This is a genomic window from Pseudomonas sp. Leaf58, assembly GCF_003627215.1.
Classification (GTDB): Bacteria; Pseudomonadota; Gammaproteobacteria; order Pseudomonadales; family Pseudomonadaceae; genus Aquipseudomonas.
The window spans coordinates 1,950,136-1,972,812 of the sequence record NZ_CP032677.1 but is presented as its reverse complement, the minus strand read 5'-3'; the positions used below and the strand labels follow the sequence as shown (position 1 = coordinate 1,972,812).

The following is a 22,677-nucleotide window of genomic DNA, read 5'->3' as shown; positions in this document are numbered from 1 at the left end:
AAGCCCTTACCCCGCAAGCTATACAGGTCCACCAGTGGAAATTTTCAAAGAGTTCACATTCGAATCGGCCCACCGCCTGCCCCACGTCCCAGCGGGCCACAAATGCGGTCGCCTGCACGGGCATTCGTTCAAGGTCGGCCTGCACCTGACCGGCCCGCTCGATCCGCACACCGGCTGGATCCGCGACTTCTCCGAGATCAAGGCCATCTTCAAGCCGATCTATGAGCAGCTGGACCACAACTACCTAAATGACATCCCAGGCCTGGAAAACCCCACCAGCGAAGTGATCGCCAAATGGATCTGGGATCAGGTCAAGCCGCTGCTGCCCGAGCTGTCGAAGGTGCGCATTCACGAAACCTGCACCAGTGGCTGCGAGTACAGCGGCGATTGACAGCAGGCACGGGCGCCCTTACGGCGCCCTGCTACCGGGCTAACTTCTGGCTGACGTTTCCAGTATGTGCAGTGTCAGGGAACCATCATCACCCTGCACCCCTGCCCTCAGCCTGTTTTCGCTACCGGTATGCGCCAGCTTCACAAGCTGACCACTGATGTGTTGCAACTTCACATTGGTTACCGTTGTAGCTTCCTCCAGGGCAGCCGGGTCCAATCCCACCAGCCGCCAGAGAAAATCCGGCTCCGCACGCTCCTTTTCCCCACGTTGCGCCAGGCTCGTGCGCCACCCTTGCTGTTCTCGGAGGGTGAAGTTCAAGCGCCTGCCACGCTGGTCGAGCGGCCATATTTCGTAAACACACGCCCCGTTGTCCACATAGGCCGCAAACCAGAAATGGTCACAGGCCGGGCGGGTCTCATCGTCACACCAGCGATCCTGCAGGGTGTCGCTGGCCTCCACATTCAGCCCGGCCCTGGGGTACCACTCCACCCCCTCATCGAACCGCGCGGCAATGAGGCCTGCCGGTGCCGAGGGCTCGTCAGGCCGCCACCAGCTACGCGCAATGAAACTGTACTCCGGCTTGAATGCGTATCGGCTGCCTATCTGGTTCAAACCAGAGCCCCATGCAACGTCACGGGCTTCATGAGCATAATCCAGCACTTCCAGGGCCATCAGGCCAGGCTTGCCATTCACGGTGTTGATCAACCAAGCCCCATTGTTGGCGTAGCGCCTTGCCCGCTGGCCGGCGGCATTTTGCAAGATCACGTTGCACATTCGCGCGCCGCGCTTTATTTCTCGGTAATCGAGCCCAGCCAAGGACCACAAGTGCGAAGGGCCGCTCAAGCAATGCTGACCCGCCTCAGGCTCTGCAACATCCTTGATGCCCGCATAGCCCGACAATACGGTAGGGTTGTGGTGGACTATCCTGTTGAGTGGCTTCCACTTTCTGTCGTAGGGCCTGATCTCATAACACAGCTTCGGCCCTGCCTGCCCCTTCGAAGACACATAGGCTGCAAACCAGAACAGCTCTCCATAGACATGGCCTGGCCGGCTGTAGTCCTCCGGCCCCAGCTGCAACGGCCCTTCGCCTTCGGGCTCTGCGCGCAGGTACTTGTACCATTTATCGTTGTGAATGCCGGCTCCGCCAAAGTGCAGCCACACTGGCGCGAGCTCGGCAATGGAGTCCCACCATTGATCGGGGTTGAGCAGTTCATCGGACAGCTGCCACCAGCAGCGCGCCAGAAAGGAGAAATCAGGGTGGTAAAGGTAATCGCTCATGGTGACTCACTGTGCTGCTTGAGGTGAGCCAAACGCTAACCGGGCAAGGCTATGCCCTACAGAAGGAAGCAGTCTACTTCAACGACTGCGCCAGAAATGCCGGCGCGATATAGCGCTGGTAATGCGCTTCGGACAGCAGGAAGAACTCGCGATCGATGGCATCACGCAGCTGTGGCAGCTGCCAATCGCGAAATTCGGGCAGCAACACCATGCCGTAGGCCTCCAGGTCACGGATCATCCGCGCCCCGCGGGCGATCAGCTGATAGGCCCAGCAATACTCGGACTGCTGTGCGACGAAGCGGATGGAACGCTGCTCCAGTTGCTGGCGCAGCAGGCCTTTGTCGAACACTTCCAGCTTGGCCATCATCACCTGCACCAGCAGTTGCTCAAGGCGCAGCCACACGGCGCGCTTTTGCGTGTCGTCGTAGCCATTCCAATTGATCACTTCGTGGTGAAAACGCTTGCAGCCACGGCACACCGTGTCGCCGTACACCGTGGAGCACAGGCCGACGCAAGGGGTTTTGATGGACTTGTTGGACATGAAAAACAACAGCTTGGCGGTGGAACACGGGCCCATGTTAGCCCTTTGTCTAACCAGGGTCACTCGTTAAAGTCATCTTCAGCGCCTTACCTTCGGGCTTTTTTTACCGTAGAATCATCCGGCCTTTTCAAAGGCAACAATGTCCGTTGGAAGCTGTTTTCAAAGCGTCACGAGCACAGTACATCCGGTAGAACGGCGTTGGCCCGGGCCATGCATCCCTCGCATGCCCGTGCCAGCCCTCATCAGCTCCCCGTTCTGCAGGCGTAAAACTTTGAAAGCAGCTTCTGTAAGGATTCTTTGCGACCCTGGCTGGGCGGCCCAAAAAGCCGTGGCAGCGCATGGGTGCATTGAATGCTGGATGAGCGTCCCGGACCCCCTTTAGGGACCACTGATGAGGGAAATAACTGTGCTTGAAGCCTACCGCAAACACATCGAAGAGCGCGCCGCCCTGGGTATCGTGCCCCAGCCGCTGAACGCCGAACAAACTGCAGGCCTGGTCGAGCTGCTGAAAAACCCGCCGGCCGGCGAAGAAGCCTTCCTCGTAGACCTGATCACCAACCGCGTACCACCAGGGGTCGACGAAGCTGCCTATGTCAAGGCCGCTTTCCTCTCCGCCGTCGCCAAGGGCGAAGCCAAGTCGCCATTGATCGACCGCAAGCACGCCACCGAACTGCTGGGTACCATGCAGGGCGGCTACAACATCGAAACGCTGGTCGCACTGCTGGATGACGCCGAACTGGGCGCCGTCGCGGCCGAACAGCTCAAGCACACCCTGCTGATGTTCGATGCCTTCCACGACGTGGCCGAAAAAGCCAAGGCCGGCAACGCTCACGCCAAGGCCGTGCTGGACTCCTGGGCTGCCGGCGAGTGGTTCACCTCGCGTCCGGCCATCGCCGACAAGTACACCCTGACCGTGTTCAAGGTGCCTGGCGAAACCAACACCGACGACCTGTCCCCTGCTCCGGACGCTTGGTCGCGCCCTGACATCCCGCTGCACGCCCTGGCCATGCTGAAAATGGCCCGTGACGGCATCGAGCCACAGCAGCCAGGTTCGGTCGGCCCACTGGCGCAGATCGAAGCGGTCAAGGCCAAGGGCTTCCCGGTTGCCTACGTCGGCGACGTGGTGGGTACCGGTTCCTCGCGTAAATCCGCCACCAACTCGGTGCTGTGGTTCTTCGGCGACGACATCCCGTACGTACCGAACAAGCGTGCCGGTGGCTTCTGCTTCGGCACCAAGATTGCCCCGATCTTCTACAACACCATGGAAGACGCCGGCGCCCTGCCGATCGAGTTCGACTGCACCGACCTGGCCATGGGCGACGTCATCGACGTTTACCCGTTCAAAGGCGAAGTGCGCCGTCACGGCAGCGACGAACTGGTCACCAACTTCGCGCTGAAAACCGAAGTTCTGCTGGATGAAGTCCGCGCTGGCGGCCGAATCCCGCTGATCGTCGGCCGTGGCCTGACCGAAAAAGCCCGTGCCGAGCTGGGCCTGGGCGCTTCGGACCTGTTCAAGAAGCCAGAGCAGCCTGCCGACACCGGCAAAGGCTTCACCCTGGCGCAGAAAATGGTCGGCCGTGCCTGCGGCTTGGCAGAAGGCCAGGGCGTGCGCCCAGGTGCTTACTGCGAGCCGAAGATGACCACCGTCGGTTCCCAGGACACCACTGGCCCGATGACCCGCGACGAGCTGAAAGACCTGGCGTGCCTGGGCTTCTCCGCCGACCTGGTCATGCAGTCGTTCTGCCACACCGCGGCCTATCCGAAGCCGATTGACGTCAACACCCACCACACCCTGCCAGACTTCATCCGCACCCGTGGCGGCGTGTCGCTGCGCCCAGGCGACGGCATCATCCACAGCTGGCTGAACCGCATGCTGATGCCTGATACCGTGGGTACCGGTGGCGACTCGCACACCCGCTTCCCGATCGGCATCTCGTTCCCAGCCGGTTCCGGCCTGGTGGCCTTCGCCGCCGCCACCGGCGTCATGCCGCTGGACATGCCAGAATCGATCCTGGTGCGCTTCAAGGGTAAACTGCAGCCAGGCATCACCCTGCGTGACCTGGTCCACGCCATCCCTTACTACGCCATCCAGCAGGGCCTGCTGACCGTCGAGAAGAAAGGCAAGAAAAACGCCTTCTCCGGCCGCATCCTGGAAATCGAAGGCCTGGACGATCTGACCGTCGAGCAAGCCTTCGAGCTGTCCGACGCCTCGGCCGAGCGCTCCGCTGCCGGTTGCACCATCAAGCTGCCGGAAAAGGCCATTGCCGAGTACCTGCAGTCCAACATCACCCTGCTGCGCTGGATGATCGGCGAAGGCTACGGCGATGCCCGCACCCTGGAGCGTCGCGCCCAGGCCATGGAAGCCTGGCTGGCCAAGCCTGAGCTGCTGTCGGCCGACGCCGATGCCGAATACGCTGAAATCATCGAAATCGACCTGGCCGACGTCAAAGAGCCTGTGCTCTGCGCGCCGAACGACCCGGACGATGCCCGCCTGCTGTCTTCGGTACAGGGCGAGAAGATCGACGAAGTGTTCATCGGTTCGTGCATGACCAACATCGGCCACTTCCGCGCTGCCGGCAAGCTGCTGGAAAAGGTCAAGGGCGGTATCCCGACCCGTCTGTGGCTGGCCCCGCCAACCAAGATGGACGCTCACCAGCTGACCGAAGAAGGCTACTACGGCATCTACGGCAAGGCCGGTGCGCGCATGGAAATGCCAGGCTGCTCGCTGTGCATGGGTAACCAGGCACGCGTGCAGACCGGTTCGACCGTGGTCTCCACCTCGACCCGTAACTTCCCGAACCGCCTGGGCGACGCCACCAACGTGTACCTGGCATCGGCCGAACTGGCTGCTGTCGCTTCGATCATCGGCAAGCTGCCGACCGTCGAAGAGTACATGCAGTACGCGAAAGACATCGACAGCATGGCTGCCGACGTTTACCGCTACCTGAGCTTCGACCAGATCGCCGAGTTCCGTGAAGCGGCGGCCAACGCCAAGATCCCAGTGGTTCAGGCGTAAGCTGAGCGGCGAGTTGTAAGCTGCAAGCTACAAGAAGAAGCCCTGGCAGAAATGCCGGGGCTTTTTTATGGTTTTTGTGTTGGCATTGCCGGCCTCTTCGCGGGCAAGCCCGCTCCTCCATCGAAAACCACAACCCCTGAAAACCGCACGCAGCAACGTCAGATCACGAACAGGTCGACAAACCTGTGCACCGCCATCTGCTCAAGCTTCTGCTGGTCCTTGCACACAGCCAGTATTTCCCCGCACCGCTGCCGCGCAAAGCGTGTCGCCAGGTTGGCCCTGAACTTTGCCTCCAGCAACGGTATGCCCTCCCCGCGCCGCCGCCGATGTCCGATCGGGTACTCCACAAGCACTTGCTCGGTACTGCTGCCATCCTTGAAAAATACCTGCAGCGCATTGGCAATCGAGCGCTTGTCCGGCTCCAAGTACTCGCGACTGAAGCGTGGGTCTTCCACCACCTCCATCTTCTCGCGCAGGCGGTCGATACTGGGGTGGTGGGCGTGGAAGGTGTCTTCATAATGCTCGGCCACCAGATGACCGAAGATCAACGGCACCGCCACCATGTACTGCAAACAATGGTCGCGGTCGGCGGCATTGGCCAGCGAGCCGCTCTTGGAAATGATACGGATCGCCGACTCTTGGGTGGTGATAACGATGCGGTCGATTTCATGCAGGCGGTTGCGCACCAGCGGGTGCAGGATAACTGCGGCTTCGCAGGCGGTCTGGGCGTGAAACTCAGCAGGGAAGCTGACCTTGAACAGGACGTTTTCCATTACATAGCTACCCAAGGTCTGTGGCACCCGCAACGCTTGCTGGCCGGCCGGCTTGAGCGCCAGGTCCTTGTTGGTGTGGCTGAACAGCACGTCGTAAAAGCCCCATTGTGGCGCTGTAAGCACACCGGGCACGCCCATCTCCCCGCGCATGGCGATGTCGGCCAGGCGCACGCCGCGGCTGGACGCGTCGCCAGCGGCCCACGACTTGCGCGAACCAGCGTTGGGCGCGTGCCGATAGGTACGCAGCGCCTGGCCGTCGACGAAGGCGTGGGACAACGCTGAGAGCATCTGTTCGCGGTTGGCGCCCATTAGCCTTGCGCAGACTGCGGTGGAGGCCACTTTGACCAGTATCACGTGATCGAGGCCAACCCGGTTGAAGGCGTTTTCCAGCGCCAACACGCCCTGGATCTCGTGGGCCATGACCATGGCTTCCAGCACATCACGCATCAACAGGGGGGCTTCACCAGCGGCCAGGTGCTTCTGCGACAGGTGATCGGCAACGGCCAGGATGCCGCCGAGATTGTCCGAGGGGTGGGCCCATTCGGCGGCCAGCCAGGTGTCGTTGTAGTCCAGCCAGCGTACCGTGCAGCCGATGTCCCAGGCAGCCTTGACCGGATCAAGGCGGTAGGCGGTGCCGGGGACACGTGCGCCATTGGGCACCACGGTGCCGTCCACCTGAGGGCCGAGGAGCTTGGTGCATTCCGGGAAGCGCAGGGCCAGCAGGCCGCAGCCGAGGGTGTCCATCAGGCAGTTGCGCGCGGTGTCCAGGGCTTCGGCGGATTCGACCCGGTAGCCAAGGGCGTAGTCAGCCAGGGTTTGCAGCACCCGGTCGTAGTCCGGGCGGTCGTTGAGGTCCACATTGGCGCTCATATCCAGCTCCCTTCAAAAGTGCTGGGGCTGCTGCGCAACCCATCGCCGCCAAGCCAGCTCCCACAGGGTTCGCACAGTTCTTGAGGCCTGTGCAGTACCTGTGGGAGCTGGCTTGGCGGCGATGGGCCGCGCAGCGGCCCCGCTTGAAGCCGAGCGCCAGTGGTGCGTTAGAAGCTATCGCCAGGCACGCGAACCCAGCCCTCCATCAGCACGCGAGCACTGCGGCTCATGATTGCCTTGGTCACCGTCCACTCACCATTCACTTGGCGCGCCTCGGCACCGACCCGCAGGGTGCCAGAGGGGTGGCCGAAACGCACGGCGCTGCGCTCGCTCCCGCCAGCGGCGAGGTTGACCAGCGTGCCCGGAATGGCCGCCGCAGTACCAATAGCCACTGCGGCCGTACCCATCATTGCATGGTGCAGCTTACCCATGGACAAGGCCCGCACCAGCAGGTCGATATCACCCACCTGCACCGCCTTGCCACTGGACGCAGTGTAGGTGCTCGGCGGCGCGACGAAAGCCACTTTCGGCGTGTGCTGACGCCCGGCAGCCTGGTCGACGTTGTCGATCAGGCCCATGCGCACGGCGCCATAAGCACGAATAGTCTCGAAGCGTAGCAGCGCCTGCGGGTCGCCGTTAATGGCATCCTGCAATTCGGTACCGGTGTAGCCGATGTCCGCCGCATTGACGAAAATGGTTGGGATGCCGGCATTGATCAAGGTTGCCTTGAAGGTGCCAACCCCCGGCACCACCAGGTCATCGACCAGGTTGCCGGTCGGAAACATGGCGCCACCGTCACCGTCTTCGTCAGCCGCCGGGTCGAGGAACTCCAGCTGTACCTCGGCCGCCGGGAACGTTACGCCGTCCAGCTCGAAATCACCGGTTTCTTGCACTTCACCTTCGGTAATCGGCACGTGGGCGATGATGGTCTTGCCGATATTGGCCTGCCAGATGCGCACGGTGGCAATGCCATTGCGCGGAATACGGGCCGGGTCGACCAGGCCGCTGCTGATGGCGAACGAACCGACCGCCGCAGAGAGGTTGCCGCAGTTACCACTCCAGTCAACGAAGGCCTTGTCGATGCTGACTTGGCCGAACAGGTAGTCGACATCGTGTTCGGGTTTGATGCTCGGCGACAGGATCACGGTCTTGCTGGTGCTCGACGTGGCGCCGCCCATGCCATCGATTTGCTTGCCGTAGGGGTCGGGACTGCCGATTACCCGCAGCAGCAGGGCATCGCGGGCCGGTCCGGGGATTTGCGCCTGCTCGGGCAGGTCTTGCAGGCGGAAGAACACGCCTTTGCTGGTGCCGCCACGGATGTAGGTGGCGGGGATTTTTACTTGCGGTACGTGAGCCATTGCTTTGCTGTCCTGTCTGAAAGGCATAAACCCCGGGGCTGCTAAGCCGCCCATCGCCGACAAGCCAGCTCCCACAGGTATCGCGCTGGTTGCGGAATTACACGATCCTTGTGGGAGCTGGCTTGCCGGCGATGGGCCGCAAAGCGGCCCCCGCTCTTATGGTTAGGCGGACGCTTCGAGGAAGTCCTGGGCAAAGCGCTGCAGCACCCCGCCCGCCTCATAGATCGACACTTCCTCGGCGGTGTCCAGGCGGCAGGTCACCGGCACTTCCAGGCGCTCGCCATTGCTGCGGGTAACCACCAGGGTCAGCGTCGCCCTTGGCGTACGCGCGCCCAGCACGTCATAGGTCTCGCTGCCGTCAAGGCCCAGGGTCTTGCGGTCGGTGCCTGGCTTGAACTCCAGCGGCAGCACACCCATGCCGACTAGGTTGGTGCGGTGAATACGCTCGAAGCCTTCGGCGACGATCGCCTCGACACCCGCCAGGCGCACGCCCTTGGCCGCCCAGTCACGGGACGAGCCCTGGCCGTAGTCGGCACCGGCGACGATGATCAGCGGCTGCTTGCGCTGCATATAGGTCTCGATCGCCTCCCACATGCGAGTGACCTTGCCTTCCGGCTCGATGCGCGCCAGCGAACCTTGCTTCACGCTACCGTCTTCCCCGCGCACCATTTCGTTGAACAGCTTGGGGTTGGCGAAGGTCGCCCGCTGCGCGGTCAGGTGGTCGCCACGGTGGGTGGCGTAGGAGTTGAAGTCCTCTTCCGGCAGGCCCATCTTCGCCAGGTACTCACCAGCGGCACTGTCGAGCATGATGGCGTTGGACGGCGACAGGTGGTCGGTGGTGATGTTGTCCGGCAACACCGCCAGCGGGCGCATGCCACGCAGGGTACGCTCGCCAGCCAGCGCCCCTTCCCAGTATGGCGGGCGGCGGATGTAGGTGCTCATCGGGCGCCACTCATACAACGGCGCCACCTTCGGCCCACGGTCTTCCTCGATGGCGAACATCGGGATGTACACCTTGCGGAACTGCTCCGGCTTGACCGCCGCACGTACCACGGCGTCGATCTCTTCATCGCTAGGCCAGATGTCCTTGAGGCGGATTTCCTTGCCATCGACCACGCCCAGCACATCCTTCTCGATGTCGAAGCGGATGGTGCCGGCGATGGCATAGGCCACCACCAGCGGCGGCGAAGCCAGGAACGCCTGCTTGGCATACGGGTGGATACGCCCGTCGAAGTTGCGGTTGCCCGACAGCACCGCGGTGGCGTACAGGTCACGGTCGATGATCTCTTGCTGGATCACCGGGTCTAGCGCGCCAGACATGCCATTGCAGGTGGTGCAGGCGAAGGCGACGATGCCAAAGCCGAGCTGCTCGAGCTCCTTCTCCAGGCCAGCCTCTTCCAGGTACAGCTGCACGGCCTTGGAGCCCGGCGCCAGCGACGACTTGACCCACGGCTTGCGGGCCAGGCCAAGCTTGTTGGCATTACGTGCGATCAGGCCTGCGGCAATCACGTTGCGTGGGTTGCTGGTGTTGGTGCAGCTGGTAATCGCGGCAATGATCACCGCGCCGTCAGGCATTTGCCCCGGCACTTCTTCCCAGCTGCCAGCAATGCCTTTGGCCGCCAGGTCGCTGGTGGCGACACGGGCATGCGGGTTGGACGGGCCTGCCATATTACGTACCACGCTCGACAGGTCGAAGCTCAGGGTGCGCTCGTAGACGGCGCCGCTCAGGCTGTCGGCCCACAGGCCGGTGGCTTTGGCATAGGTTTCCACCAGCTTGACCTGCTGCTCTTCGCGACCGGTCAGGCGCAGGTAGTCGATGGTCTGCTGGTCGATGGCGAACATTGCCGCAGTGGCGCCGTATTCCGGGGCCATGTTGGAAATGGTGGCGCGGTCGCCCAGGGTCAGGGCGCGGGCACCCTCGCCATGGAATTCCAGGTAGGCACCGACGACTTTCTGCTTGCGCAGGAATTCGGTGAGGGCCAGCACCAAGTCGGTGGCGGTGATGTTCGGCGCCAGCTTGCCGGTCAGCTCGACACCGACGATTTCTGGCAGGCGCATCCACGAGGCGCGGCCGAGCATCACGTTTTCGGCTTCCAGGCCGCCCACGCCGATGGCGATCACGCCCAGGGCGTCGACATGCGGGGTGTGGCTGTCGGTGCCAACGCAGGTGTCCGGGTAGGCCACGCCACGGTCGCTGTGAATGACCGGCGACATCTTCTCCAGGTTGATCTGGTGCATGATGCCGTTGCCCGGCTGGATCACATCGACATTCTTGAACGCTTTCTTGGTCCAGTTGATGAAGTGGAAGCGGTCTTCATTGCGACGGTCTTCGATGGCGCGGTTCTTTTCGAAGGCTTGCGGGTCGAAGCCACCGCACTCGACGGCCAGCGAGTGGTCGACGATCAATTGCACCGGCACCACCGGGTTGACCTGGGCCGGGTCGCCGCCTTTGTCGGCAATGGCGTCACGCAGGCCGGCAAGGTCGACCAGCGCGGTCTGGCCAAGGATGTCATGGCATACCACGCGGGCCGGGAACCACGGGAAGTCGAGGTCGCGCTGGCGCTCGATCAGTTGGCCCAGCGAGGCGTCGAGGGTGGCCGGGTCGCAGCGGCGCACCAGGTTTTCGGCAAGTACGCGGGAGGTGTAAGGCAGGCCATCGTAGGCGCCGGGCTTGATCGCCTCGACCGCTGCGCGGGCATCGAAATAGTCCAGGTCGGTGCCTGGCAGGGCTTTGCGGTATGCAGTGTTCATCATTCAGGCTCGGTCACAGGATTCGGAAGGTTGCTCCGTCCCTGTAGGAGCGGGCTTGCCTGCGAATGCGTCAGCAGGTGCAAATGGGTTGCCCGGTCGGACGCATTCGCTGGCAAGCCCGCTCCCACAAGGGAAACGGGTTGCCTCTCTATAACTAATCAGCGCTGCTCAATCGGCACAAACTGGCGCTGCTCGACGCCGACATACTCGGCGCTCGGGCGGATGATGCGGTTGTTGGCGCGCTGCTCGAAGACGTGCGCCGCCCAGCCGGTCAGGCGCGAGCAGACGAAGATCGGGGTGAACAGCTTGGTCGGGATGCCCATGAAGTGGTACGCCGAGGCATGGTAGAAGTCGGCATTGGGGAACAGGCGCTTCTGCTCCCACATGGTCTTGTCGATGGCTTCGGAAACCGGGTACAGCACCTTGTCACCGACCTCGTCGGCCAACTGCTTTGACCAGCCCTTGATCACCTCGTTGCGCGGGTCGGACTCTTTGTAGATGGCATGGCCAAAGCCCATGATCTTGTCTTTGCGCTCGAGCATGCGCAGCAGCTCGGCCGTGGCGTCCTGCGGGTTCTGGAAGCGCTCGATCAGCTCCATCGCCGCTTCGTTGGCACCACCATGCAGCGGGCCGCGCAGCGAGCCGATAGCGGCGGTTACGCACGAGTACAGGTCGGACAGGGTCGAAGCACAAACGCGGGCGGTGAAGGTCGACGCGTTGAATTCGTGCTCGGCGTAGAGGATCAGCGACACGTTCATCACTTTGACGTGTAGCGCGCTGGGCTTCTTGCCATGCAGCAGGTGCAGGAAGTGGCCGCCCAGGGTGTCTTCGTCGCTGGTGCAGTCGATGCGCACACCGTCGTGGGTGAAGCGGTACCAATAGCACATCACCGCCGGGAACAGCGCCAGCAGGCGGTCGGTCTTGTCGCGCTGGGCGTCGAAGGTCAGCTCTGGCTCGAGGGTGCCCAGCACCGAACAACCCGTGCGCATCACGTCCATCGGGTGGGCGTCGCGGGGGATGCGCTCAAGCACTTCCTTCAGCGCCTGGGGCAGGTCACGCAGGCCCTTGAGCTTGTGCTTGTAGTCGGCCAGCTCGGCCTTGCTCGGCAGCTCGCCGTACAGCAGCAGGTAGGCGACTTCTTCGAATTCGGCAGCGGCGGCCAGGTCACGCACATCGTAACCACGGTAGGTCAGGCCGGCACCGGCCTGGCCCACGGTCGACAGCGCAGTCTGGCCGGCCACCTGGCCGCGCAGGCCTGCGCCACTGAGTACTTTTGCTTCGGCCATGGTGTTTCTCCTTTCTTGAATTTGTTATGGAAGTCTTGCTGGCTAATCGTGTTTGCCTGTACCGGCCTCTTCAAGGGTAAACCCGGGCCTACAGGGGGCAGTGGAAACCTGTTTGTAGGAGCGGGCTTGCCCGCGAAGAGGCCAGCCGCTCCAACAAAGCCTTCAGCCTTTCTTCTGGGCAAACAGCGCATCCAGGCTTTGCTCGAAAGCGTGGTAACCAATGGCATCGTAGAGCTCCATGCGGGTTTGCATGGTGTCGATCACGTTCTTCTGCGTGCCGTCGCGGCGCAGTGCGGTGTACACATTCTCGGCAGCCTTGTTCATGGCACGGAACGCCGACAGCGGGTACAGCACCAGCGACACATCAACCGAGGCCAGCTCTTCGGTGGTGTACAGCGGCGTGGCGCCGAACTCGGTGATGTTGGCCAGGATAGGTGCCTTCACCCGGTCGGCGAAGGTCTTGTACATCTGCAGTTCGGTGATGGCTTCTGGGAAGATCATGTCGGCGCCGGCCTCGACGCAGGCGGCAGCGCGATCCAGCGCAGCGTTCAGGCCCTCGACGGCCAGGGCGTCGGTACGCGCCATGATCACGAAGCTGTCATCGGTGCGAGCATCGACAGCGGCCTTGATGCGGTCGACCATTTCCTGCTGGCTGACGATTTCCTTGTTCGGGCGGTGGCCGCAACGCTTGGCGCCAACCTGGTCCTCGATGTGGATCGCAGCAGCACCAAATTTGCACATCGAGCGGACAGTGCGGGCGACGTTGAAGGCTGAGGAGCCAAAGCCGGTGTCGACATCCACCAGCAGTGGCAAGTCGCACACGTCGGTGATCCGGCGCACGTCGGTGAGCACATCGTCCAGGCCACTGATGCCCAGGTCTGGCAGGCCCAGGGAGCCTGCAGCCACGCCGCCACCGGACAGGTAGATGGCCTTGAAGCCGGCGCGTTTGGCCAGCAGGGCATGGTTGGCGTTGATAGCGCCTACCACCTGCAGCGGATGTTCAGCGGCAACGGCGTCGCGGAAACGCTGACCGGGGGTGCTCTTCACAGTCATTTCTCACCTCGTGGGCTGTTGTTGTGAGCGTCCAGGTAGTGACGCTCGATATTGCGCTTGGACGCGCCAATGTGGCGGCGCATCAGGAGTTCGGCCAGTTCGCCGTCACGGTCGGCGATGGCATCGAGAATGCGGTGGTGCTCGGCGAAGGCCTGGCGTGGCCGATTGGGCGTGGCCGAAAACTGGATGCGGTACATGCGCACCAGCTGGTACAGCTCGCCGCAGAGCATCTTGACCAGGGTCTGGTTGCCGCTACCCTGAATGATTCGGTAATGGAAGTCGTAATCGCCTTCCTGCTGGTAGTAGCCCAGGCCGGCCTGGAACGCGGCATCGCGCTCATGGGTGTCGAGCACCCGGCGCAGTTCATCGATGTCCGCCGTACTCATGCGTTCGGCGGCCAAGCGGCAGGCCATGCCTTCCAGCGATTCGCGAATTTCGTACAGCTCGATCAGTTCGGCGTGGTTCAGTGACACCACCCGCGCCCCCACATGCGGCACGCGCACCAGTAGGCGCTGGCCTTCGAGGCGGTGGATAGCCTCGCGCAGCGGCCCACGGCTGATGCCATAGGTGCGCGCTAGTTCCGGCTCGGAAATCTTGCTGCCGGGGGCGATGTCACCCTTGACGATGGCCGCCTGGATGCGCCGGAAGACGTTTTCGGACAAGGTTTCCGTTTCGTCTGTCAGCATCGGGCTGGGGGTGGAAAGGTCCTGCATATTGTCGACACCTTGAAAATCTCTTTGCGAGAAATTAGCTAAATAAGCCGTCACAGTCAAAGACAAAATGAATATTGTCGACAATCGTCTAAGAACGAACTATCGCCCACCCACCGCTGTCAGATCGCGCACCGCTGGCGTCAAGACGTCGGCGTGATAGAATGCCGCGCCTCCGATGGGGTTATGGATAGCCTGTCTGTCATACATTCATGCTTGTTGACAGATGCACGAGGACGCTTGCGCAGTAGTTGCCAGTCGCCTTGACCCAAACCTTGCCCAGAACCTTGCACTGCACCGCGCCAGGAATATGAGACTTACACCCGTTTTATTGCTGCTATGCCTCACCCTGCTGCCGGCCCTTGGCCAGGCGGCGGGCAAGACCGTGTATGGTCTCAACGAATATGCACGCCTGGGCGATCTGGACCTGGAAGTGGCCGCCAAGCTCGACACCGGCGCCAAGACCGCATCGCTCAGCGCCCGCGACATCAAGCGGTTCAAGCGCAACGGCGAAAGCTGGGTGCGCTTCTACCTGGCCATCGATGCTGCGCATTCGCACCCAATCGAACGCCCCCTGGCACGCGTGAGCAAAATCAAGCGCCGGGCCGGTGACTACGATGCCGAATCGGGCAAGGCCTACACGGCCCGCCCGGTCATCGAACTCGAAATTTGCATGGGCCAGGCCAGGCGCACCATCGAAGTCAACCTCACCGACCGCAGCGCGTTCCAGTTCCCGCTGCTGATTGGCTCCGAGGCGCTCAAGCACTTCGACGCGCTGGTAGACCCAAGCCTTAAATATGCGGCCGGCAAACCTGCCTGTGCCACCGACGCTCCCAAAGCAGAGTAATCCCGATGCGCTCTCTTACCCTCCATCTGAAAGTCCTGATCACCGTGCTGGTGCTGTTGGGCGTGGCGGTCACCGCTTATCAGATCTTCGTCCTCGGCATCCCGGTGACTGAGGATGAAACCGACGACCTGTGGAACATCGACGCCAAGGTCGAGTTCGTGGCCAGTACCAAGGACCCGGTCAAGGTGCAGATGTTCGTGCCACCGCTGAACCGCGACTACGTCAGCCTCAATGAGAGCTTCATCTCCAACAACTACGGGGTGAGCGTCAACCGCGCCGACGGCAACCGCAAGGTCACCTGGTCGGCCCGTCGCGCCAGCGGCAACCAAACCCTCTACTACCGCCTGGTACTGACCAAGCGCTACAGCAACGAGAAAACCACGGTCAAAGGCCCGACCTTCCGTGACAGCCTGGCGGTGGATGGCCCCGAGAAGATTGCCGCCGAAGCCCTGATGGCACCTATCCGCCAGCACTCCGCCGACGTCGAAACCTTCGTTAGCGAGACCATCAAGCGGGTCAACAACCTCAACGACGACAACGTCAAGCTGCTGCTGGCCGGTGACACCTCGGCCATGAAAAAGGCCCAGGTCATCGACCTGCTGCTGTCGATCGCCCACGTACCGATGGAGAAGGTGCACACCATCCGCCTGGTGGCCGACACCCCGCAAACCCCTGAACTGTGGCTGCGCAGCTTCAACGGCAACGACTGGTTGTACTTCAACCCGGACACCGGCGAGCAGGGCCTGCCCAGCGACCGCCTGCTGTGGTGGACCGGTGATGACAACCTGATCACCGTCGATGGCGGCAAGAAGGCCAACGTTACCTTCAGCATGAACAACAGCGAGATGAACGCCATTCGCCTGGCCAAGCTGACCGACGAGAATACCGACGCCGACTTCCTCGAATACTCGCTGTACGGCTTGCCGCTGCAGACCCAGCAAACCTTCATGATCATGGTGATGATCCCGATCGGCGTGCTGGTGATCCTGGTGCTGCGCAACCTGATCGGCCTGCAAACCCTGGGTACCTTCACCCCAGTGCTGATCGCCCTGGCCTTCCGCGAAACCCAGCTGGGCTTCGGTATCGTGTTGTTCACGGTAATTACCGCCCTGGGCCTGTCGCTACGTTCGTACCTTGAGCACCTGAAACTGCAGATGCTGCCGCGCTTGTCGGTGGTGCTGACCTTCGTCGTCGTGCTGATCGCCGCCATCAGCCTGTTCAGCCACAAGCTGGGCCTTGAACGCGGGCTGTCGGTGGCACTGTTCCCGATGGTCATCCTGACCATGACCATCGAGCGCCTGTCCATCACCTGGGAAGAGCGTGGCGGCGGCCATGCCATGAAAGTGGCCATCGGCACCCTGTTCGCCGCCTCCGTGGCGCACCTGCTGATGATGGTGCCGGAGCTGGTGTACTTTGTGTTCACCTTCCCGGCCGTGCTGCTGATCCTGGTGGGCTTCATGCTGGCGATGGGCCGCTACCGCGGTTACCGCCTGACCGAGCTCGTGCGCTTCAAGGCATTCCTGAAGAAGGCTGACGCCTGATGTTTGGCCTGATCAAGACGTGGAAAGCCCTGGAGGCCCGGGGCATCATGGGTATCAACCGGCGCAATGCGGATTACGTATTGAAGTACAACAAGCGCCACCTGTACCCGATCGTCGACGACAAGATCATCACCAAGGAGCGCGCCCTGGCGGCCGGCATTCATGTGCCGGAAATGTACGGCATCATCGAGACCGAAAAAGAGATCGACAAGCTTGACCAGATCATCGGCGGGCGCAACGATTTCGTCATCAAGCCGGCGCAGGGCGCCGGCGGTGACGGCATCCTGGTCATCGCCGACCGCTTCGAGGACCGCTACCGCACGGTGTCGGGCAAGATCATCAGCCATGAAGAAATCGAGCACCAGATCTCGAGCATCCTCACCGGCCTGTACTCGCTGGGCGGCCACCGCGACCGTGCGCTGATCGAGTACCGGGTCACCCCCGACCAGATCTTCAAGAGCATCAGCTACGAAGGCGTGCCGGACATCCGCATCATCGTGCTGATGGGCTACCCGGTAATGGCCATGTTGCGCCTGCCAACCCGCCAGTCCGGCGGCAAGGCCAACCTGCACCAAGGCGCCATCGGCGTGGGCGTCGACCTGGCCACTGGTGTAACCCTGCGCGGCACCTGGTTGAACAACATCATCAGCAAGCACCCGGATACCACCAACGCGGTGGATGGCGTGCAACTGCCGAACTGGGACGGCTTCATGAAGCTCGCCGCCGGCTGCTACGAGCTGTGTGGCCTGGGCTACATTGGCGTCGACATGGTGCTGGACCAGGACAAGGGGCCGCTAATTTTGGAGCTCAATGCCCGCCCAGGCTTGAACATCCAGATCGCCAACGACTGCGGGCTTACCCAGCGTACCCATGCTATCGAGGCGCACCTGGAAGCGCTGGCCAAGGAGGGTATTACCGAGGATGCCGAGCAGCGGGTGCGGGTAGCACAAGGGTTGTTCGGCCACGTGCCTGGGCAATGAAATACGGGGGCCGCTTTGCGGCCCCAAACACAACACGATGTTGAATGTCGCGCCCAGTGCTAGGCGCTTTTCCTACACAGGTCTACAATCGTCCCCCTCGCTTTTACATCGCCGTCCATACTGATGCCGACCTGTACGCTCCACCCCCTACCCTACCAGCCCGACCCTGCTGCCTACTTCGCCCGCCTGCGTCAGGCCCCCGGTGCGATTCTGCTCGACAGCGCCCGCCCCGGCGCCGAACGCGGCCGCTTCGACCTGCTCAGTGCCTGGCCGGTGCAACAGCTACAGGCGCAACCTGATGAGGATGGCCGCGCCTTCCTCCAGCGCCTGCGCGCGGGCCTGGCGCTACTGGGCCATGCCCACCTGCCCGAAGGCAGCGAGCTACCGTTCGCCGGTGGCCTGATCGGCTACCTGAGCTATGACTTCGGCCGCCGCCTGGAACACCTGCCAAGCCTGGCCGTTGACGACCTCGGCCTGCCGGACGCACAACTGGGCCTGTATGCCTGGGCACTGGTCACCGACCACCAGCGCGCCACCAGCCAACTGGTATTCCACCCAAGCCTGGCGGGCGGCGAACGCGAACGCCTGATTAGCCTGTTCGAAACTGTCGACAACGCAAAAAGCGGCAGCTTCCAGCTACTGGCTGCGATGACCGGCGACTTGCAGCCCGAGCAGTACAAGGCCGCCTTCGACCAGGTGCAGCGCTACATCCAGGCCGGTGACTGCTACCAGATCAACCTTACCCAACGCTTCCGCGCCCCCTGCCAGGGCGACCCGTGGAGCGCTTATCAGGCCCTGCGCAAAGCTTGCCCCACGCCTTTCTCCGGTTACCAGCAACTGGCCGACGGCAGCGCCGTGCTCAGCTTCTCGCCCGAGCGTTTCATCCGCGTCAGCCAGGGCCAGGTGGAAACCCGCCCGATCAAGGGCACCCGCCCGCGCTCGGCGGACCCGGCCGAGGACGCCAGCAATGCCGAAGCGCTGCGGCACAGCCCCAAGGACCGCGCGGAAAACCTGATGATCGTCGACCTGCTGCGCAACGACCTGGGGCGCACCTGCGAGATCGGCTCGGTGCAGGTGCCAGAGCTGTTCAGCCTGGAGAGCTACCCCAACGTGCACCACCTGGTCAGCAGCATCATTGGCCGGCTGGCCCGCGACAAGGACGCCCTGGACCTGATCGGTGACAGCTTCCCCGGCGGCTCGATCACTGGCGCCCCGAAGATTCGCGCCATGCAGATCATCGATGAGCTGGAGCCTTCGCGCCGCGCACTGTACTGCGGCTCGCTGATGTATGTGGACGTGCGCGGCGAGATGGACAGCTCGATTGCCATTCGCAGCCTGCTGGTCAAGGACGGGCAAGTCAGCTGTTGGGGTGGGGGCGCGGTGGTGGCCGATTCCGAGTGGCAGGCCGAGTATGAAGAGTCGATTGCCAAGGTGCGGGTGCTGATGGAGACGCTGCAAGGCTTGTGATCGGCGCCGGCATCGCGGGCACGCCCGCCGCCACAGCTACAGCGCAGGTTTGCCGCCGACTACAAGCCCGTCTACCCGGCCTTTTTTTGATACCATCACCCCACTACGAGCGCACAGCGCCACAGCCAAGATGGAAACCGCCTGATGAGCCAACCCTTCGACGTCGCCGCCCTGGCCGCGACCTATGCCAACAAGTCCCCGCAGGACATCCTCAAACTTGCTTTCGAGCACTTCGGTGATGACCTATGGATCTCATTCAGCGGCGCCGAGGACGTGGTGTTGGTGGACATGGCCTGGAAGCTGAACAAGCAGGTCAAGGTATTCAGCCTCGACACCGGTCGCCTGCACCCGGAGACCTACCGGTTCATCGACCAGGTGCGCGAGCACTACAACTTACCAATCGAAATCCTCAGCCCCGACCGCGCCAAGCTCGACCCGTTCGTCAAAGAAAAGGGCCTGTTCAGCTTCTACAAGGACGGCCACGGCGAGTGCTGCGGTATTCGCAAGATCGAGCCGCTGCGACGCAAGCTGGCCACCGTTAGCGCCTGGGCCACCGGCCAGCGCCGCGACCAGAGCCCGGGCACCCGCAGCCAGGTGGCGGCAATGGAAATCGACAGCGCCTTCTCCACCCCCGAGCGCACCCTGTACAAGTTCAACCCGCTGGCGCAGATGACCAGTGAAGAGGTGTGGGGATATATCCGCATGCTCGAACTGCCGTACAACAGCCTGCATGAGCGCGGCTTCATCAGCATCGGCTGCGAGCCATGCACCCGGCCAGTACTGCCGAACCAGCATGAGCGCGAAGGCCGTTGGTGGTGGGAAGAGTCGACGCAGAAGGAATGCGGGTTGCACGCAGGCAACCTGATCAGCAAGGCTTGATTGGCAGCTGCAAGAAAAAAGCAGCCCGTATGTGGGCTGCTCTCTCTTGAAGCTTGTCGCTTATAGCTGCTGTCAGTGCACCGGCAGCTCGACACCCTCGAACAACTCTTCCAGCTCCTGCTTGTTATGGCACTGAATGGCCTTGGCCATCACTTCACGGGTCAGATGCGGGGCGAATTTCTCGATGAAATCGCACATGAAGCCACGCAGGAAGGTGCCACGGCGGAAACCGATCTTGGTGATGCTGGCTTCAAACAGTTCGCTGGCGTCCAGGGCCACCAAGTCGCTGTCAAGCTTGGCATCCACGGCCATGCCAGCAACGATACCCACGCCCAAGCCCAGGCGCACATAAGTCTTGATCACGTCGGCGTCCGCCGCAGTGAACACAACTTTTGGCGTGAGACCACGGTGGCTGAAGGCCTCGTCCAGCTTCGAGCGCCCGGTAAACCCGAATACATAGGTGACAATCGGATATTCTGCGACTGCTTCCAGGGTTAGCTTCGGCAGTTTGGTCAATGGGTGACCTTGCGGCACCACCACGCAACGGTTCCACTTGTAGCACGGCATCATGATCAGGTCGCCGAACAACTCCAGCGCCTCGGTGGCGATGGCGAAGTCGACCGTTCCGTCTGCGGCCATCTCAGCAATCTGCATGGGTGAACCCTGGTGCATGTGCAGGGACACTTCCGGGTATTGCTTGATGAAGCTGCTGATTACCGGCGGCAAGGCATAACGCGCCTGGGTGTGAGTGGTGGCGATCGACAGCGTGCCCTTCTTCTCGTTGGAGAACTCCTGGGCAATCTGCTTGATGCTTTCGACCTTGCGCAGGATTTCGCCGGCGGTATTGATGATGCGTTCGCCGGCCGGGGTAACGCGGGTCAGGTGCTTGCCGCTGCGAGCAAAAACTTCAACGCCCAGCTCATCTTCCAGCAGGCGGATCTGCTTACTGATACCTGGCTGCGAGGTGTACAGGCTTTGCGCCGTCGCGGAGACGTTGAGGTCATGGTGCGCCACTTCCCAGATGTAGCGCAGTTGTTGAAGCTTCATAGGTTCCCCTCGGTTCAGCGATGAGTCCGCGGCAGCAGCAGCGACGATATATAACTATATTAGTGGTTCTGGAAATAAATCTAGAACTATTTTGTTACATGCCACGGAAATGGCCTACAACCATCTTCACGCTTTCCTGCGCCCCAAATGCTGCGCCAACGGCACCATGTACACCGGCACAGGGGACAACTGCAGCAGCCGCACCGCGGTGCGCCCCAAGGGCACATCCACGCCCGCGCCGGCGCTGTGGCTACCGAAAATGAGCAGGTCGACACTCAACCGCTGGGCCTGATCGAGGATGACCTGCGCCGGGTCGCCCTGCCGTACCCGCACAGTCTTGATCACCGCCAGGTCGGCCTCCTCGCCCAACTCGTCGCGAAAGTTCTCCAGCACGCGTTGCTCGATGTTGGCCATTACCGTGTTCACGCCCTGACTGTGCAGTTGGTCTAGCGTCTGCTCATCGAGGTAGCTTTGCAGAAGCGATTCGGCGAACTGGCCCATGGGCTCCACCGCGTGGATCACATACAACTCTGCGCCGAAGGTACGCGCCAGCGCCAGCGCGTGCTGCATGACAAAAGGGGCGTAGACACCGAGGTCGGTGGCGTACAGCATGGAGCGGATCATTCGACCTCCTCGACTGCCGTAGCGGCAGAGCAAGCTTCAGCTTAGCAGCGCGCCGGCCTCGCGCTTGGCCGTCCGGCGCACTGCTGGCGGGGGCTGGAGAGCACCGGCAAGCTCAACGCTGGCTTTGCCGAGCCTGCTCGCTGTGATCGATGAAGGCCAACGCCTCATACAGCATCTGCATGCGCGGCAAGCTACAGCCTGCGGCTCGCGCACGCGCCAGCGGCTCAGCATAAATGGCCTGCAACTCCAGCGGGCGCTTGTGGGCGTAGTCGTGGTACATGCTGGGCCAGTAATCGGGCATGCGCTCGGTCACCTGGAGCAGGTTTTCGGCATAGCCCTCGGGCAGTACGTGGCCACACGCCGCCGCCCCCTGTACCACCTCGGCCATCAGCGCCTGGATCAGCGCGCGGCTGTGGCTGTCGGCCATCAGCGGCGTGGTGCTGGCACCGAGCAGTACCGACAAACCGTTGTAGGGCACGTTCCACACCAGCTTCTGCCAGCGCGCCTGGGCCAGGTTTGGCATGGCCTGCGAATCGATGCCAGCGGCCCGGAACAGCGCCGCGCCCTCGTTGACCAGCGCGGCGCCGCCATCGCTGGCTGGCCCGCTGTGGTACCCAAGGTTGACCGTTCCCAAGGCCTGGTGACGGATCACGCCGGGTGCCTGGCGGTTGACACAAATGAAACATAGGCCGCCCAGCAGGTGCATATCGCTGCGCAAGGCTGGGCGCAATTGCTCCTCCACGCCCAGGCCGTTCTGCAGCAGTACCACCTTGGCACCGGCAGCGGCCGCCTGCACGATCAGCGGCGCCAGCTGGTCGTTGCTGGTGGCCTTGGCCCCAATCAGCAGCCAGTCGCAGGGCGGCATATCGGCGACGCTGGCATAAGCCTGCACCTTCATTTGCAGCGCGCCATGCACAACGCTGTCCAGGCTCAACCCCTGCTCACTGACGGCCTGGTACTCGCTGCGCAACAGAAAATGCACATCAAAGCCGGCCCGCGCCAACATCAACCCATAAAAGCCGCCGATGGCGCCACTGCCGATGATGCCGATGCGGGGTGTGTGCGGATGCATACCGATCTCCAGGTAAAAGTCAGCCCTCTTTATTACACAGGTTGCGCAGCGCTGGGCAGCCCATTCGCGGCAAACGCCTTCCATCTCGGAAAAACCCCACACGGACTGGGCCCAGCCCATTGTCGCGCCACCTGTAACGCGCTAAGGTTCGGCTCCCCGCTGCGATTATTCTGCTGCTGGGCCGCACGGGGAT

At 62.4% G+C, this 22,677-nt stretch carries 18 protein-coding genes; 7 read left to right on the top strand and 11 right to left on the bottom strand.

What is annotated here, in order from left to right:
• Positions 1-34: 34 nt before the first annotated feature.
• On the top strand, positions 35-391 hold the full coding sequence (queD, locus tag DV532_RS09220) for a 6-carboxytetrahydropterin synthase QueD (RefSeq protein ID WP_056800268.1): 357 nt from the start codon (positions 35-37) through the stop codon (positions 389-391).
• Between the two features lie 39 nt (positions 392-430).
• Here the strand turns inward: queD and DV532_RS09215 are convergent, their stop codons facing one another.
• Positions 431-1,669 (bottom strand): hypothetical protein, encoded by a 1,239-nt coding sequence (locus tag DV532_RS09215; RefSeq protein ID WP_056800266.1) that lies wholly within the window; start codon positions 1,667-1,669, stop codon positions 431-433.
• 73 nt (positions 1,670-1,742) lie between these two features.
• Entirely contained in the window at positions 1,743-2,210 is a 468-nt protein-coding gene (locus DV532_RS09210) for a DUF1289 domain-containing protein (RefSeq protein ID WP_162241134.1), read from the bottom strand.
• A 406-nt stretch (positions 2,211-2,616) separates the two neighbouring features.
• Between DV532_RS09210 and acnB the strand changes: the two genes are divergently transcribed.
• Positions 2,617-5,226: a bifunctional aconitate hydratase 2/2-methylisocitrate dehydratase gene (gene acnB / locus DV532_RS09205; RefSeq protein WP_056800262.1), complete on the top strand. Its 2,610-nt coding sequence runs from the start codon at positions 2,617-2,619 to the stop codon at positions 5,224-5,226.
• A gap of 158 nt (positions 5,227-5,384) precedes the next feature.
• Here the strand turns inward: acnB and prpD are convergent, their stop codons facing one another.
• The 6 genes from prpD to DV532_RS09175 form a co-directional block, all read right to left on the bottom strand.
• Positions 5,385-6,869: a 2-methylcitrate dehydratase gene (gene prpD / locus DV532_RS09200; RefSeq protein ID WP_056800259.1), complete on the bottom strand. Its 1,485-nt coding sequence runs from the start codon at positions 6,867-6,869 to the stop codon at positions 5,385-5,387.
• Positions 6,870-7,036: 167 nt separating this feature from the next.
• Positions 7,037-8,227, bottom strand: a complete 1,191-nt coding sequence (prpF, locus tag DV532_RS09195) for a 2-methylaconitate cis-trans isomerase PrpF (protein WP_056800255.1) — start codon at positions 8,225-8,227, stop codon at positions 7,037-7,039.
• 162 nt (positions 8,228-8,389) lie between these two features.
• Positions 8,390-10,978 carry a Fe/S-dependent 2-methylisocitrate dehydratase AcnD gene (acnD, locus tag DV532_RS09190; RefSeq protein ID WP_056801509.1) on the bottom strand — a complete coding sequence of 863 codons (2,589 nt, stop codon included), beginning with the start codon at positions 10,976-10,978 and terminating at the stop codon, positions 8,390-8,392.
• Positions 10,979-11,136: 158 nt separating this feature from the next.
• Positions 11,137-12,264, bottom strand: a complete 1,128-nt coding sequence (gene prpC, locus DV532_RS09185) for a 2-methylcitrate synthase (protein WP_056800253.1) — start codon at positions 12,262-12,264, stop codon at positions 11,137-11,139.
• A 162-nt stretch (positions 12,265-12,426) separates the two neighbouring features.
• Positions 12,427-13,317 (bottom strand): methylisocitrate lyase, encoded by an 891-nt coding sequence (gene prpB, locus DV532_RS09180; RefSeq protein ID WP_056800251.1) that lies wholly within the window; start codon positions 13,315-13,317, stop codon positions 12,427-12,429.
• On the bottom strand, positions 13,314-14,030 hold the full coding sequence (locus DV532_RS09175) for a GntR family transcriptional regulator (protein WP_056800250.1): 717 nt from the start codon (positions 14,028-14,030) through the stop codon (positions 13,314-13,316). Before DV532_RS09175 ends, prpB begins: the two co-directional genes overlap by 4 nt.
• Before the next feature lie 307 nt (positions 14,031-14,337).
• Between DV532_RS09175 and DV532_RS09170 the strand changes: the two genes are divergently transcribed.
• The 5 genes from DV532_RS09170 to DV532_RS09150 all read left to right on the top strand — a co-directional run bounded on the left by DV532_RS09170 (position 14,338) and on the right by DV532_RS09150 (position 19,741).
• Positions 14,338-14,874 (top strand): ATP-dependent zinc protease, encoded by a 537-nt coding sequence (locus DV532_RS09170; RefSeq protein WP_027919647.1) that lies wholly within the window; start codon positions 14,338-14,340, stop codon positions 14,872-14,874.
• 5 nt (positions 14,875-14,879) lie between these two features.
• Positions 14,880-16,415: an inactive transglutaminase family protein gene (locus tag DV532_RS09165; RefSeq protein WP_056800247.1), complete on the top strand. Its 1,536-nt coding sequence runs from the start codon at positions 14,880-14,882 to the stop codon at positions 16,413-16,415.
• Complete coding sequence (locus DV532_RS09160; protein ID WP_056800245.1) at positions 16,415-17,395, top strand: alpha-L-glutamate ligase-like protein; 981 nt, start codon at positions 16,415-16,417, stop codon at positions 17,393-17,395. The genes DV532_RS09165 and DV532_RS09160 overlap by 1 nt, the downstream gene beginning before the upstream one ends.
• A 123-nt stretch (positions 17,396-17,518) precedes the next feature.
• Positions 17,519-18,862 (top strand): aminodeoxychorismate synthase component I, encoded by a 1,344-nt coding sequence (gene pabB / locus DV532_RS09155; protein WP_056800242.1) that lies wholly within the window; start codon positions 17,519-17,521, stop codon positions 18,860-18,862.
• A gap of 144 nt (positions 18,863-19,006) precedes the next feature.
• Positions 19,007-19,741 carry a phosphoadenylyl-sulfate reductase gene (locus tag DV532_RS09150; protein ID WP_056800240.1) on the top strand — a complete coding sequence of 245 codons (735 nt, stop codon included), beginning with the start codon at positions 19,007-19,009 and terminating at the stop codon, positions 19,739-19,741.
• Positions 19,742-19,813: 72 nt separating this feature from the next.
• On the opposite strand, the gene cysB is transcribed toward DV532_RS09150, so the two are convergent.
• From cysB to DV532_RS09135, 3 genes are all read right to left on the bottom strand, one after another.
• On the bottom strand, positions 19,814-20,788 hold the full coding sequence (gene cysB / locus DV532_RS09145; RefSeq protein WP_056800237.1) for an HTH-type transcriptional regulator CysB: 975 nt from the start codon (positions 20,786-20,788) through the stop codon (positions 19,814-19,816).
• Between the two features lie 126 nt (positions 20,789-20,914).
• Entirely contained in the window at positions 20,915-21,412 is a 498-nt protein-coding gene (locus DV532_RS09140) for a universal stress protein (RefSeq protein ID WP_056800235.1), read from the bottom strand.
• Positions 21,413-21,524: 112 nt separating this feature from the next.
• Positions 21,525-22,484: a putative 2-dehydropantoate 2-reductase gene (locus DV532_RS09135; RefSeq protein WP_056800232.1), complete on the bottom strand. Its 960-nt coding sequence runs from the start codon at positions 22,482-22,484 to the stop codon at positions 21,525-21,527.
• Positions 22,485-22,677 lie beyond the last annotated feature (193 nt).